The sequence below is a fragment of the Halomicrobium urmianum genome (genome assembly GCF_020217425.1).
GTDB classification, from domain to species: Archaea; Halobacteriota; Halobacteria; order Halobacteriales; family Haloarculaceae; genus Halomicrobium; species Halomicrobium urmianum.
This window is the reverse complement of record NZ_CP084090.1, coordinates 1382365-1395537: the sequence shown is the minus strand read 5'-3', so window position 1 is coordinate 1395537 and position 13173 is coordinate 1382365. Positions and strand designations below refer to the sequence as shown.

Annotated in this window: 17 protein-coding genes; 6 read left to right on the top strand and 11 right to left on the bottom strand. The window is 70.6% G+C overall.

Annotation, left to right across the window (positions count from 1 at the left end; genetic code table 11):
• Window positions 1-137 precede the first annotated feature (137 nt).
• Window positions 138-2192, bottom strand: a complete 2055-nt coding sequence (gene uvrB / locus LCY71_RS06710) for an excinuclease ABC subunit UvrB (RefSeq protein WP_225335590.1) — start codon at window positions 2190-2192, stop codon at window positions 138-140.
• 307 nt (window positions 2193-2499) lie between these two features.
• Here uvrB and LCY71_RS06705 point away from each other — a divergent pair, with 307 nt between their 5' ends.
• Window positions 2500-2922: a hypothetical protein gene (locus LCY71_RS06705; RefSeq protein ID WP_225335589.1), complete on the top strand. Its 423-nt coding sequence runs from the start codon at window positions 2500-2502 to the stop codon at window positions 2920-2922.
• 88 nt (window positions 2923-3010) lie between these two features.
• Here LCY71_RS06705 and LCY71_RS06700 read toward each other — a convergent pair whose 3' ends face one another.
• From LCY71_RS06700 to cysK, 4 genes are all read right to left on the bottom strand, one after another.
• The gene (locus tag LCY71_RS06700; RefSeq protein ID WP_225335588.1) at window positions 3011-3601 is read right to left on the bottom strand and encodes a rubrerythrin family protein; all 591 of its coding nucleotides are present in this window, start codon (window positions 3599-3601) and stop codon (window positions 3011-3013) included.
• A gap of 75 nt (window positions 3602-3676) precedes the next feature.
• Entirely contained in the window at window positions 3677-3982 is a 306-nt protein-coding gene (locus LCY71_RS06695; protein WP_225335587.1) for a CGCGG family putative rSAM-modified RiPP protein, read from the bottom strand.
• 74 nt (window positions 3983-4056) lie between these two features.
• Window positions 4057-4701, bottom strand: coding sequence for a helix-turn-helix domain-containing protein (locus LCY71_RS06690; RefSeq protein ID WP_225335586.1), 645 nt, complete (start codon window positions 4699-4701; stop codon window positions 4057-4059).
• 143 nt (window positions 4702-4844) lie between these two features.
• Window positions 4845-5753 (bottom strand): cysteine synthase A, encoded by a 909-nt coding sequence (cysK, locus tag LCY71_RS06685; protein ID WP_225335585.1) that lies wholly within the window; start codon window positions 5751-5753, stop codon window positions 4845-4847.
• Between the two features lie 164 nt (window positions 5754-5917).
• On the opposite strand from cysK, the gene LCY71_RS06680 reads away from it, so the two are divergent.
• Together LCY71_RS06680 and LCY71_RS06675 are read left to right on the top strand one after the other, a co-directional pair.
• Window positions 5918-6187, top strand: coding sequence for a DUF7553 family protein (locus LCY71_RS06680; protein ID WP_225335584.1), 270 nt, complete (start codon window positions 5918-5920; stop codon window positions 6185-6187).
• A 96-nt stretch (window positions 6188-6283) separates the two neighbouring features.
• A complete protein-coding gene (locus tag LCY71_RS06675) occupies window positions 6284-6499 on the top strand; it encodes a DUF2249 domain-containing protein (protein WP_225335583.1) in 216 nt (71 codons plus the stop codon).
• Between the two features lie 110 nt (window positions 6500-6609).
• Here LCY71_RS06675 and LCY71_RS06670 read toward each other — a convergent pair whose 3' ends face one another.
• Both LCY71_RS06670 and LCY71_RS06665 read right to left on the bottom strand, forming a co-directional pair.
• The gene (locus tag LCY71_RS06670; protein WP_373325159.1) at window positions 6610-8370 is read right to left on the bottom strand and encodes a cbb3-type cytochrome c oxidase subunit I; all 1761 of its coding nucleotides are present in this window, start codon (window positions 8368-8370) and stop codon (window positions 6610-6612) included.
• Window positions 8371-8503: 133 nt separating this feature from the next.
• The gene (locus tag LCY71_RS06665; protein WP_225335581.1) at window positions 8504-9073 is read right to left on the bottom strand and encodes a DUF7998 family protein; all 570 of its coding nucleotides are present in this window, start codon (window positions 9071-9073) and stop codon (window positions 8504-8506) included.
• An 87-nt stretch (window positions 9074-9160) separates the two neighbouring features.
• Here LCY71_RS06665 and LCY71_RS06660 point away from each other — a divergent pair, with 87 nt between their 5' ends.
• Window positions 9161-9529: a cupin domain-containing protein gene (locus tag LCY71_RS06660; RefSeq protein ID WP_225335887.1), complete on the top strand. Its 369-nt coding sequence runs from the start codon at window positions 9161-9163 to the stop codon at window positions 9527-9529.
• Between the two features lie 84 nt (window positions 9530-9613).
• Window positions 9614-9847: a DUF2249 domain-containing protein gene (locus tag LCY71_RS06655; protein WP_225335580.1), complete on the top strand. Its 234-nt coding sequence runs from the start codon at window positions 9614-9616 to the stop codon at window positions 9845-9847.
• 38 nt (window positions 9848-9885) lie between these two features.
• Here the strand turns inward: LCY71_RS06655 and LCY71_RS06650 are convergent, their stop codons facing one another.
• Both LCY71_RS06650 and LCY71_RS06645 read right to left on the bottom strand, forming a co-directional pair.
• Window positions 9886-10185, bottom strand: a complete 300-nt coding sequence (locus LCY71_RS06650; protein ID WP_225335579.1) for a glutamyl-tRNA reductase — start codon at window positions 10183-10185, stop codon at window positions 9886-9888.
• An 11-nt stretch (window positions 10186-10196) separates the two neighbouring features.
• On the bottom strand, window positions 10197-10466 hold the full coding sequence (locus LCY71_RS06645) for a DUF2249 domain-containing protein (protein WP_225335578.1): 270 nt from the start codon (window positions 10464-10466) through the stop codon (window positions 10197-10199).
• Between the two features lie 88 nt (window positions 10467-10554).
• Here LCY71_RS06645 and LCY71_RS06640 point away from each other — a divergent pair, with 88 nt between their 5' ends.
• Window positions 10555-11865: a hypothetical protein gene (locus tag LCY71_RS06640; RefSeq protein ID WP_225335577.1), complete on the top strand. Its 1311-nt coding sequence runs from the start codon at window positions 10555-10557 to the stop codon at window positions 11863-11865.
• A 157-nt stretch (window positions 11866-12022) separates the two neighbouring features.
• Here LCY71_RS06640 and LCY71_RS06635 read toward each other — a convergent pair whose 3' ends face one another.
• Together LCY71_RS06635 and LCY71_RS06630 are read right to left on the bottom strand one after the other, a co-directional pair.
• Window positions 12023-12322, bottom strand: coding sequence for a DUF7521 family protein (locus tag LCY71_RS06635; RefSeq protein ID WP_225335886.1), 300 nt, complete (start codon window positions 12320-12322; stop codon window positions 12023-12025).
• A gap of 100 nt (window positions 12323-12422) precedes the next feature.
• Complete coding sequence (locus LCY71_RS06630) at window positions 12423-13067, bottom strand: halocyanin domain-containing protein (RefSeq protein WP_225335576.1); 645 nt, start codon at window positions 13065-13067, stop codon at window positions 12423-12425.
• Between the last annotated feature and the right edge of the window lie 106 nt (window positions 13068-13173).

Here is a 13173-nt window from a genome sequence, read left to right as displayed (position 1 = left end):
CCCGTACAGCTATATCAAACGGAGCGGTGACAGCTACGCCCGCGACTGAGCGGGAGCACCGTCGAAGCGGTTGGGGGCAGCTTAGAACGACCTGTAGCGGCTCAAGCGGCTGGAGCGGCTGACGGCGGCGGAACCGGTCAGAATCCCTCGGTCGGCGCGGGGACGCCGTCGTCGTCCTCGCCGCCGCCGAGGTCGAACTCCTCGCGCAGCTCGCGGATGCGGTCGCGGATGTCGGCCGCGAGTTCGAACTCCAGGTTGTCTGCGGCCTCGCGCATCCGCTCTTCGAGGCGCTCGATCCGGCGGGCGGCCTCGTCGGCGTCGGACGGGCCCTCGCCGGCCACGTCGGAGGTGTCGGTCTCGGCGCCGGGCAGGGAGGTCTCGCCGATCTCCTTCTCGATGGTGGCCGGCTCGTAGCCGTGCTCCTCGTTGTACTCGCGCTGGATCTCCCGGCGGCGTCGGGTCTCCTCGATGGCCGACTGCATGGCGTCGCTGGTGTCGTCGGCGTAGAGGACGACCTCGCCGTTGACGTTGCGGGCCGCGCGACCCATCGTCTGGACGAGCGTGGTCTCGCTGCGGAGGAACCCCTCCTGGTCGGCGTCGAGGATGGCCACGAGGGAGACCTCGGGGATGTCCAGTCCCTCGCGGAGGAGGTTGATGCCGACGAGCACCTGAATTTCGCCCAGGCGGAGCGAGCGGATCAGTTCGTGACGCTCCAGCGTGTCGGTCTCGTCGTGCATGTAGGCGACGTCGACGCCGGCCTCCTCGAGGTACTCGGTGAGGTCCTCGGCCATGCGCTTGGTCAGCGTCGTCACGAGGATGCGCTCGTCGTCGGGCGTCTCCTCGATGCGACCCAGCAGGTCCTCGACCTGCCCGGTGGCGTCGGCGACCGCCACCTTCGGGTCGACGAGGTGGGTCGGGCGGACGATCTGCTCGACGATCTGGTCCGACGCCTCGCGCTCGTAGTCGGCCGGCGTCGCGGAGACGTACAGCGTCTGGTCGGTCTTCGCCTCGAACTCCTCGAAGGTGAGCGGCCGGTTGTCGTACGCCGTGGGGAGGCGGAAGCCGTTCTCGACGAGGCTGTCCTTCCGCGACTTGTCGCCCTCGTACTGGCCCTTGATCTGCGGGATGGTCTGGTGGGACTCGTCGACGACGGTGAGGAAGTCGTCGGGGAAGTAGTCGATCAGGGTGTACGGCGCGTCGCCGGAGTCTCGATCCGAGAGGTGGACGGAGTAGTTCTCGATGCCCGAGCAGTACCCCGTCTCGCGCATCATCTCCAGGTCGAAGGTGGTCCGCTCGTCGATGCGCTGGGCGGCGACGGCGTCGCCCTTGCGCTCGAAGTAGCTCACCCGCTCCTCCTTCAGCCGCTCGATCTCGTCGATGGCCCGCTGGAGGCGCTCCTCCGGGATGGAGTAGTGCTCCGCCGGGTGCAGCAGGACGGCGGGCTCCTCGCCGACGACCTCGCCCTCCAGGGGGTCGACCTTGACCATCCGTTCGATCTCGTCGCCCCACATGTCCACCCGGACGGCGTAGCGGCCGTACATCGGGTAGATCTCGATCGTGTCGCCGCGCACGCGGAACGTGCCCTGCGTGAAGTCGACGTCGTTGCGCTCGTAGTTCAGGTCGACCAGCCGCCCGAGCAACTCGTCGCGCTCGATCCGCTGGCCCTGCTCGATGCGCAGGCTCATGTCGACGTAGTTGCGCGGGTCACCCAGCCCGTAGATAGCGGAGACGCTCGCCACGACGATCACGTCGTCACGGGTCAGCAGCGAGCGCGTGGCCGAGTGTCGGAGGCGGTCGATCTCGTCGTTGATCGAGGCGTCCTTCTCGATGTACTTGTCCGTCTGCTCGACGTAGGCCTCCGGCTGGTAGTAGTCGTAGTAGCTGACGAAGTACTCCACCGCGTTGTCCGGAAACAGGTTCCGGAACTCCTCGTAGAGCTGCGCGGCCAGCGTCTTGTTGTGGGCGATCACGAGGGTCGGCTTCTGGATCTCCTCGATCAGCCACGAGACGGTGTTGGTCTTGCCCGACCCCGTCACGCCCAGCAGCGTCTGCTTGTCCATCCCCCGCCGGAAGCCGTCGGCCAGTTGCTCGATGGCCTCCGGCTGGTCGCCGGCGGGCTCGAAGGGCGCGTCCACGCGGAAGTCCCGGTCGACGTCGGGGCGATCGACGGACAGCGGGCCCGAATCACTCATCGATCGAACGTAGGGCTCGACGGACTTGAGGCGTGCGCTCCCGGTCGAACGGTGGCCGACGAAAGCGCTCGGTCCCGCCTGACGACCCACCGCGTCGATCCTCCGATTATCGGTCCGGACCACGGAGAAAGAGGCCCCGATCCGGGCGACCGTTCGTCCTCCGGCGTCGAGGGGCGCGACGCCGCCAGCCGGGGATACATCGCTCTCCGCTATCTCGAGTTCCCGCGCGTTCGTCCGGCGGCCCTGCTCGGACCCGTCCGCGTGACCCGGAAACACCCCTTTCAGCGCGGCGTTCCAACGAGGCGACATGCAGGTCATCTGCACCGACGGGACCGCGTTCTCCTGCGAGGGCTACGAGCTCACCGAGTACGGCGTCATGATCTACGACCAGAAGCACGATCCGGACGAGGAGCGCGACCGCTACGGGGGCGACCCGGAGCAGGTCGCCTACGTCCCGCACGACCGGCTGTGGTACATCCTGCCCGACGGGGTCACGCCGAACGTCAGCGGCGTCCAGGGGGTACAGCCCCAGCAGCCGCAGGGCGCGGGCCGGGTCGGGTCGCCGCAGCAGGGACAGCCGGTGAATCAGACCGGATTCCCGCAGGCGGGCCAGGCCGAACAGCCGCTGAACCAGGGCGGACAGCCAGCGAATCAGGGCGGACAGCCGTCGCCCGGTCAGGGGGCGAACGCCGGCCGAGGGACGCAGTCCGATCGGCAGACGCGGCGGTGACGCGGCAGCGGTGGCGGGCGTCTACGCGCGGACCACCGGCGCGCAGCGGTCGGGGAACGAGAGCGCGGGGGAAGCGTCGCAGCGCCGATCAGCAGACGGGCTTGGGGTTGACGCCGAGGTCCTCGAGCGTCTCGAAGTACTCGTCGTAGGCGGCCTCGATCACGTCCTCGGCGGCGGAGCGGGCGGCGTCCTGGTCGGCCTCCGCCAGCGCGTCGAAGGCGCCCTCACGGAGTTCGTCGACGTCGCTGCTCATCTCGCGAAACGTGCTCGCGGTCTGCGGGTCCGCCTGTCCGGTGAAGTAGCCGGTCAGCTGGTCGAACGTGCTGCCGTAGACGAGCGTCCAGGCGACGAAGCCGCCGAGGCGCTCGTCCTCGCCGTCGAGGGCGGCCAGCGCGTCGTACATCTGCGGCCGGTCGCCGAGTTCGCGGTCGGGGTCGGCCTCGTCGCGCTGGTCCCCGAGGAGGTCGATCGCCTCGCGGTAGACGTCGGCGTCGGCCTCGGCGACCCAGTCCTCGAAGACCTCGGCGCCGTAGCCGGCCAGGTCGGCGGCGCGGGCGCGCACGACGTCGTCCTCCATCTCGCCCTCGGTGAGGGCGTACAGTGCCTTGGACGACCCCAGCCGCGAGAGGGCGGTGTCATTGTCCTCGCGCACGGCGTCGACGAACTGGTCCGGTTCCATACCGGACGGTCCGCGCGGACGGGGCTTGTAACCACCGGCATCGGACCCGACCGCGACGGCGGAGACGGTCAGCGGTCAGTCCACGTGCACTCGAGTAACGTGGCCGCCGCAGCCGCACTGGCTGACGTACTCGTAGTCGACGGCGTCGCCGAACGCGTCGTCGAGGCGCGGATAGAGGTACGACTCGGGATCCCCGTGGGCCTCGTGGGTCACGAGATTGACGTGGTTGCCGGCGGCCGTGTGCTCGACGGCCCCGACGGCCTGCGAGAGCACGAGGGCGCGGTCCTCGCCGTGTTCGGGCTGCTCAAGGTTAGCTGACCAAGAGTTGTCGTGGACGCGGTCGGTGATCGGTTCGACCTCGTCGTGGGAGACGTCGGACATAGCCGTGAGTCGGTGTCCGACGGGGATAGCGAAGGTGCCGAACGCGTTCGGTCGGGCGTATCGGGCGCCAGAAGCTACGCCCGCCCTCGGTCGCCCGAGTCCAGCATCGTCCCGAGCAGTTTCCCCTGGGCCGCGGCGAGGTGTTCGGCCAGCGTCGACCGGGAGATGCCGAGTTCGTCGGCCACCTCGCCGGCGTTGGCCCCCTTCGGGTACTCGAAGTAGCCAAGCTCGTGGGCCGTCTCCAGCACTTCCTGCTGGCGCTCGGTGAGGAGCCCGTCGGGAGCGAGGCCGTCGCCGGCGAGGGTCTCGTCGAGCGAGCGGAGGCGACAGATCCGGACGCCATCGAAGGACTCGCGGAGGCGGTCGACGACCGCGCGGACCGTCTCGACGTCGTCGACGCGGGCCGTCACGACGAGCCCGCCGTCGGCCGCGCGGACGTCCGAGACGGGGCCCGCCAGCTCCTCGATGGACTGGCAGACGCAGGCGGGTCCGGGTTCGCGCTCGAAGCGGTAGACCGCCTCGTCACCGGCCGTGGCCATCCGCTCGAGGTCCTCGTCGTCGACGGGCGCGTCGGCGGCGGCCGTGAACTCCTCGGTGACCGGTCCGTCGCCGGCGATCGAGGCCCGCCTGACGGACGTGACGTCGCCCGCGCTCTCGGAGGCCCGCGCCACCGGACACGACCCCGGGTCGTCGACCGCTATCTCCATGGTGACCGCCATATGAAGGGGTACGACGCCCGGGGCCTTCGATCCCTATGCGAACACGTTCGGCCAGCGGTCGGACGACCGGGCGATCGAGTCGAAAACGGGTAGCCGGCGCGGTGAGGGCACGCCGGCCGACCCGTCAGGCGTCCCGATATCCGTCAGGCGTCGGCGAACAGGTCCGTCGAGAGGTACCGCTCGCCCGTGTCGGGGAGGATCACGACCACGGTGTCGTCGGGGGCGTCGGCGGCGACCCGCTCGGCGGCGGCGACGGCGGCGCCGGCGGAGATGCCCGCGAGGACGCCCTCCTCCCGACCCAGACGGCGGGCGGCGTCGACGGCCTCGTCGTCCTCGACCGCGATCACCTCGTCGAGCAGCTCCGTCCGGAGGACCTCGGGGACGAAGCCGGCGCCGATGCCCTGGATCGAGTGGCTGCCGGGTTCGCCCCCGGAGAGGACCGGCGAGCCGGCCGGCTCGACGGCGACCGATCGGACGTCGGCCTCCCGGTCCTCCTGCAGGTGCTCCGAGACGCCCGTGATCGTGCCGCCGGTGCCCACGCCGGCGACGACGGCGTCGACCTCGCCGCCGGTGGCCGCCCAGATCTCCGGTCCGGTCGTCTCGCGGTGGATCCGCGGGTTCGCGGGGTTCTCGAACTGCTGGAGGGTGACGGCGTCCTCGCGCTCGTCGACGATGGCCTCCGCGGCCTCGATGGCCCCGTCCATGCCGCCGTCGGCGGGCGTCAGTTCGAGGGCCGCGCCCAGCGCCCGCAGCAGGCGGCGGCGCTCCTCGCTCATCGACTCGGGCATCGTCAGCACGAGGTCGTACCCGCGGGCGGCCGCGGCCGTCGCCAGCCCGATGCCGGTGTTGCCGCTCGTCGGCTCGACGACGGTCGTCTCGGGGCCCAGCGCCCCGGCCTCCTCGGCGCGGTCGAGCATGGCCACCGCGATGCGGTCCTTGACTGATCCGCCCGGATTCGCCGCTTCGACCTTGCCCAGCAGGTTCGGCGCGAACGCGTCCAGATCCACGAGCGGAGTCTCGCCGACCAACTCTGTGACGTCGCTGACGTGCATCTTGCGAGGTGGTTGTCGCCGGAGGGCCGTCAGCGTCGACCCGCGGAACTGCGGGGCTTGACGTGCCCAAATCCCCGAGGCTGCGACGGTCGGGGAGAGTGCGGGGTCGACCCCCGCAGTTCTGTGGGTGAACGCCTTCGGCCGGTCCGGCCCGACGTCCGCGCATGGGTTGTTCACCGCTCGTGGACGCCAACAGGCGGCTGCTCGCCGCCATCGAGACGCCGCCGGACAGCGGGCTGGAGGACCGCCTCGACGACGTGGCCGCGACGGTGTGGGCGCTGGAACACGATATCCCGGCCGATCCCGGCACCTGTCGTCGGCTGTGCCAGAAACTTCGACGGCTGGAACGGGAGGCCTGCGACCGCCGCGGGGCCGAGATCAGACGTGCCCGGCGCGCTCTGGAGTCGTACGGGCAGCGGCTCGAACGGATCTGAGGGGCCGGCCACGACGCCGCCGTGGGGCGATCCCACCCCGGCGACCCGAACCTGTTCGACCGAACCGCTACGCGGATCCCGCGCCTACAGTCGGGCATGTCGACGCAGGTCCTCGACGCGCGAAAGATCGACGGCGAACCGTTCGGCGACATCATGGCTGCCCTCTCCGAACTGGAGGAAGGCGAGACGCTGGAGCTGGTCAATAGCTTCGAGCCCGAACCGCTGTACGAGGTACTCGGCAACCGCGGATTCGACCACGAGACGGAGCAGATCGCCGAGGACGAGTGGCACATCCGGATCAGTCACGCGTAGACTGCCCCCGATTTCTCCGGTACGCTACAGCGCACTTCCCGGTAGCGAAAGCGCGGACGAGAAACGGCAGGATTCTACTCGGCGTCGCTCGCCTCACTGCCGTCAGCGTTTCACTCTGACGATGATCGGCTCGCTTCGCTCGTCTCACCGCCGTCAGAACGGGGTTCTGACGTAGCTCGCGATCCTCCGGATCGCTCACCGCCGTCCGCGACCCGCGGGAGCCGCTCCCGGCGGAACCACTCCCACTCGCGGGCGGCGGTCGGGTGGTCGTCGAGGTCCCACGGGTCGGCGCTCGTGACGCGGGGGCCCTCGAGCCAGGAGGTCACGAGGTTCCAGACGAACAGGAGCTGCCCGACCACGAGCAACAGGAGGCCGAGCGTCGCCAGCTGGTGGAGGCCGGCGAACAGTTCGACGGGCCCGACGTCGACGGCGTAGCCCGCGTACCGGCGGGGCATCCCCGCATAGCCCAGCAGGATCATCGGGAAGAAGGTGAGGTTGGTCCCGGCCATGCTCAGCCAGAAGTGCCACCTCGCGAGCGTCCGCTGGTACCAGCGCCCGGCGTACAGCGGGAACCAGTAGTAGATGCCGGCGAAGACGGCGAAGGCGATGCCGCCCATGATGACGTAGTGGAAGTGCGCGACGACGTGGTAGGTGTCGTGCAGCACCAGGTCGACGGGGATGGCCGCCTCGAAGACGCCGGTGACGCCGCCGATGATGAAGTTACCGACGAAGCCGACGCAGAAGAGGAAGGGCGCGGTCAGCCGGAGGCTGCCGTTCCACATCGTGGCGATCCAGTTGAACGTCTTGACGGCGCTGGGGATCGCGATGGCGATCGAGACGGCCATGAAGCTCGCCCGCAGGCGTGGGTCCATGCCCGTCGCGAACATGTGGTGGGCCCACACGCCGAAGGCCAGCACGCCCAGCGCCAGCGTCGAGTAGACGACGAACTTGAAGCCGAACAGCTTCCGCCCCGCGAACTTCGGGAGGATGTAGCTGACCAGCCCCATCGGCGGGAGCACGAGGATGTACACCTCGGGGTGGCCGAAGAACCAGAACAGGTGCTGCCAGATCAGCGTCCCGCCGGTGTCGACGGCGAAGAAGGAGGTCCCGACGTTGCGGTCCAGCAGGAGCATCACGAGCGCGCTGCCCAGAAGCGGGAACGAGAACAGGATCTGGCCGGACTGGACCAGGATCGTCCACGAGAAGATGTCGAGGTTCGCCCAGGTGACGTCCTCGCCGCGCTCGGTGAAGACGGTCGCGATGAAGTTGATCGCGCCCATCGTCGCGGCGACACCGGTCAGGTGCAGGCCCAAAAGCATCAGGTCGATGCCCCGCGAGGGCTGCTCGACCGACAGCGGCGTGTACATCGTCCAGGCGGTCTGCGCCGGCTCGACGGCGGGCAGGAAGAAGCCGCTCCAGATCAGCGCCGCGCCCGGCGGGAGCAGCCAGAAGGCGATGGCGTTGATCCGCGGGAACGCCATGTCGTCGGCCCCGATCAAAAGCGGGAGGACGTAGTTGCCAAAGGCCGCCAGGATCGGCGTGCCGAACAGGAACAGCATCGTGATCCCGTGGCTCGTCAGCAGCGCGTTGTACGTCGTCGTCGTCAGCAGGTCGCTCGGCGGCGTGATCAGTTCCAGCCGCATCAGGACCACGGCGATGCCGCCCCACGCGAACGCGAGGACGGCGAAGACGCCGTACATGAGCCCGATGTCCTTGTGGTCGACCGTCGTGAGCCACCTGACCGGCCCCGACAGCTTCTCGCCGTGTCCCACCGTCGTCTGGCGGCCCCCGCCGCCGACGGTCGGCGCGTAGTCCCGCCAGTCCTCGATCCGTACCAGCGACGCGACGACGGCTACCGCGAGAATCGCCATGACGGCCGTCGTCGCCAGCGTGCCTGCTACAGCCATGGTGCGGGTGGGTTCGAGAGGCCCCTCACTGAACGTTGTCCGGAACACGTTCGGACGGCACTCGGCAAGCAACGGGTGAGAACGGGACAGTAGCGGCTCAGAACGGCGTTCCGCCGACGTCGGGCGCGTCGTCGGAGCCGCCCGTCGGGTCGCCGCCGACGGCGTCGGCCGTCACCTCGCCCGTCTCCAGGAACTGCGCCTCGAGCCGCTCCAGCTGGCCGTTGATGGCCACGTCGCGGTGATGCATCGGGGACACGCGGACGCTGACGAGGTCGAACTCGTGGACCGAGGGGTCGTCGTTCCACGCGCGGAACGCGGCCACCGTCAGGGTGTCGCTCTGCGGGCAGAACTCCGTCGTCGGGGTGAACTCCGCGCGCAGGACCGAGGGGTCGTCGGACTCGCGCGCATAACGGAAGCCGGCCTCGTCGTGGCGCCGGTCGAGGTTCAGCCGCGCCAGGTTGTAGCCGAAGGTCATGTCGTAGACGCCGTTGTCCTCGAAGCGGGACCGGGCGAGGCGGTGAATCGCGGCGTGCTCGCGGTCCTCGAGCACGTCGTGGCCGGCCAGGAACGGGCCGGGTTCGGGCTCGTGCTCGGGTCGAAACTCGTCGTAGTCGTCGAAGATCGTCTCGTCGCCGTCGTCGGAGCCGAACGGACGGGGGACGTTCATGCCTCGGGCTACGCGTCCAGCGGCGCTATGGGTGGTCCCGAACAGGTTCGGGACAAGGGGGAGCCGACGCCGGTCCGACCCTCCGGTATGGTCGCGACCGACTTCGAGAGCGAGCGAGGCTTCGACGACGACCGCTTCCGCGCGAACGTGATCCACGAGTCAGACGAGCAGAAGGTGGTCATGGGCTACTTCCGCCCGGGCCAGTTCATCCCCGTCCACGCGCCCGACAGCGACGTTGCGATCACGGTCCACGAGGGCGAGGGCGTGGTGCGGGAGGGCGACGCCGACCGCGAGGTCGAACCGGGCTCGGTGGTGGTGGTCCCCGCCGGCGAGAAGCGAGGCGTCCGCGCGGAGACCGAACTGCAGGCGACGCTGGTTACCTCGCCGCCGCCCGGCGAGGCCGCCCACGAGCCCGTGCGACGCGGGCTGAAACGGGGCGAGTTCGAGTCGGAGTGACCGAGGGCGAACGCCGACGGCGACCGAGTGGCCGAACAAATTCGGGACAACCCCCTCTCTCTGCGGGGCGGTAGCTCCGCCCGCATGGCAGCAACCAAACTCGACCTGCGCGACGTGCCGCCGCCGGAGCGCCACCCGATGATCCACACGGCCTTCGAGACGCTGGACAGCGGCGAGGCGCTGGAGATCGTCAACGACCACGAGCCGAAGCCGCTGTTCTACGAGTTCCAGGCGGAGGTCGACGCCTTCGACGCGGAGGGATACGCCTGCGAGCGCCGCGAGGAGGGCAAGTACGTCGCGACGCTTCCCAAGGAGTGACCGCCGCGCGAGCGCTGGTCGTGCTCGCGACGGGCTGACTAGTCGCCGAACAGCTCGCGGGCCGTCTCGGCGACCTCGTCGTCCGCCGCGGCCGCGAGCGTCTCCGCGGGGACCGCGAGCAGTTGCTCGACGATGCGGTCGGCGAGCCGCTCGATCTCCGCGCGCCGCTCGGGCGTCAGTTCGTCGTCCGCGGCCAGCTGCGACAGCGCCCGCGCCACCTCCTCGTCGCGGATCGACTCGGCGCGGGCCCGGATGGCGGCCATTTCGTCGTCGCTCCCGCTCGTCGGTTCCGAGGCCTCGCTTCGCTCGGCCTCGCCGACCGCGTCGGTCTCGGTCACGTCCACGCCAGTCACGGCTCTGTCCAGATTACTGTGACGGTCGCGTCCGCCCGCTCGACCGTCTCGTGGGCGTACCCGCGGTCGTCGAGCTTCGGGTAGAGGTGCTGCGGAGCGCGGTCGTTGAACTGGACGAGCGCGACGTCGTCGCCGAGGTCCGGGAGCGTCTCCAGGGTCTGTCGAAGCGGCTCGGGCGGCCCCGCGTTCCTGACGTCGAGCGTCTCGACGGGCGCGTCGTCCGGCGCTGCGGTCTCCCGGAGGACCTCGCGTGCGGTCTCCTGCATGGACGAGCATACGGTCCCGACGCGACCGACGGTTTCCCCGAACACGTTCGGCCACAGACCCAGCGCCGTCGGGTCCCATCCGTCTCGTATGGGTGCGATACCGGCGGACGTCGACGCTGAGCAGGGGCCGCCGACGGCGGTCCCGCTGGCGCACTTCCTGGCAGCGCTGGGGTTCCTGCTGGCGGGCGCGGTCGTCCTCGTGGCCGGGCCGGCCGGCCGGACCGGCTACCTGGCCGCCGTCCACCTCCTGCTGGCGGGCTGGGTCTGCGTGACCATCATGGGCGCGATGACCCAGTTCGTCCCCGTGTGGTCGGGCGTCGGGCTCCACTCCCGGCGGCTGGCCGTCTGGCAACTGTGGCTCGCGGCGCCCGGGTTCGCCGGGATCGCGGCGGCGTTCCTGACCGGACGGCTCGCGCTGGCGCCCGTGGCCGGCGGGGTCGCCGCCGTCGGGGTCTGGACGTTCGCCTACAACCTCGGGCGGACGCTCGCGGCGGTCGAGGACGCCGGCGTCACGGAGCGGCACTTCGCCGTCGCGCTGGCCTGCTTCGTCGCGGTGGCGCTGCTCGGTCCGGTCCTGGCGGCGGACCTGACCGGCGGCGTGCTGCCGGTCGCCGGCGTCGGCCACGTCGGCGCGCTCCGGGCGCACGCGACGCTGGCCGTCTTCGGGGCCGTGCTGGCGACCGTCGCGGGCGCGCTCTACCAGCTCGCGACGATGTTCACCCAGACGGAGCTGGGGCCGGTCGAGCGGCGCTTCCGGGACGCCGAGACCGTCGCGTACCCGGTCGGCGTCGGCCTGCTGGCGCTGGGTCGGCTCCTCTCGGCGGCCGCGCTCGCCCGCGTCGGGGGCGTCCTCGTGGCGGCCTCGATCGCGGGGGTGGGCCTCGTCGTGGTCAACCGGCTCCGGACGACGCGCGTCGAGTGGAACCCGATGCTGGTCCGCTACGGCGTCGTCGCGGCGTTCGCCGTCGCCTGGGCCGCCAGTGCCCTGATCGGCTGGTGGGTCGAGCCCCTCGGAGCGCTGTACGGCCATCCGGCCGCCGGCCCCTGGCTGCTCGCCGGCCTCGTCGGGTTCGTCGTCGCCGGCACGCTCTACCACGTCGTCCCGTTCCTGGTGTGGGTCCGCGAGTACAGCGACCTGCTGGGACTGGAGGACGTCCCGCTGATCGACGACCTCTACGACGGCCGGATCGCCCGCGTCGAACTCGCCCTGCTGGTCGTCGGCGGGGCACTCCTCGTCGCTAGCGGATCGTCCGGCCTCGCCGTGCCCGTCCCGTGGGCCAGCCGCGCCGGCGGCGCCCTCCTCGCCGCGGGTGTCGCGCTGTTCGCAGCGAACCTGGCACTGATCGTGGTCCGACACGGCGGCCTCGTGAAGGGCGACCTGCTCGGCGTTCGGGGGTGAGAAACGGCAGCGAGGCCGGGAGACCACACCTGCTCGTGGCCTCCGGGACCGGTAGTCACTGCTGGTGTCTACTGGTATTTACTGGCACCTTCTGGTATTTGCTGGCATTTGATACCATCCTATGCCATTTGAAGGCGAATGCTCCCCCCGCCCGCCGCTACCGACGCACGTACAGCGAGTAGAGGACGACGGTGAGGCCGGTCGCGGTCAGCGCGCTCTCGAAGAGGATCGGGACGGTCAGCGGGACGTCGAAGTAGCGGCTGACGATCAGGTGGAACGTACCGCCCAGCACCGCGCCGACGGTCACGATGGCGAACCCGAGCGCCAGCGCCCCGAGCTGCCGCGCCGCGGTCCGGCGGTAGGCCTGGTAGGAGTGGTACGTGATTAGGCCCCCGAGGACGAGCGTGAGCGTCTTCGTCACGACGACGGCGAACTCCGCGCCGGAGACGTGGGAGATCACGCCCGCGACCGCGCTCCCGGACGCCGGCCGTCGGATCGCCCGCCCGGCGGCCGGACCCGCGCTCGGTCGCGCGCCGCTGCCCGCCGGCCGGGACGCGTCATCGCGCGCCCCGCTCGCGCCGGTCGTCGCCGCCGTTCCGCATGGCCGCACGTCCCAGCGGCGAGAGCAGGCCGACGACCATCGCCAGCGCGACCCCGACGGCGCTCCAGTCCGCGGTCGACAGCCCGTCGCTCGCGCCGCCGCCGGCGCTCCCGCCGCCAGCCGCTTCGGCCGACCCGGAGCCGCCCCCGCCGCCGCCCGCGTCGCCGACGACGACCGCGCCTTTCATCCCCATCGCCCTGTGGGGGGTGCAGGCGTACTTGACGACGCCGGCCTCGTCGAACGTCTGCGAGAAGGTGAACCCCGCCTCGTCGGTGAGCTCGCTCTCGAAGTTCCCGGCCTCGTCGACGACGTTGTGGCTACCGGCGACCCACTCCCAGGTCACCGTCGTCCCGGGGTCGACGCGGACCGCGGCGGGGCCGAAGCCGTAGCTACCGCCGTTGGCCTCGGCGCCCACCTCGATGGTGACCTCGTCGCTCCCCGTCTCGTCGACCACGCCGTCGTAGTTCCCGACGTCGTCGAACCAGCCGTCGAAGCTCTGCTGAGCGGTCGCTGACGAGGGGGCGCTCAGCGCGGCGCCGCCGGCGACGGCGCCGGCGCCCGCGCGGAGGACTGTGCGTCTCGTGTGCGTCTCTCGACTCATACGAGCAGATTCGACGACGACGTATAAACCGGATCCGCGGATTCTCAGCGACTGGAAACGTTCGAAACCGGCAGAACGGGCCACTCACTCCGTCTCGCTGCGGGAC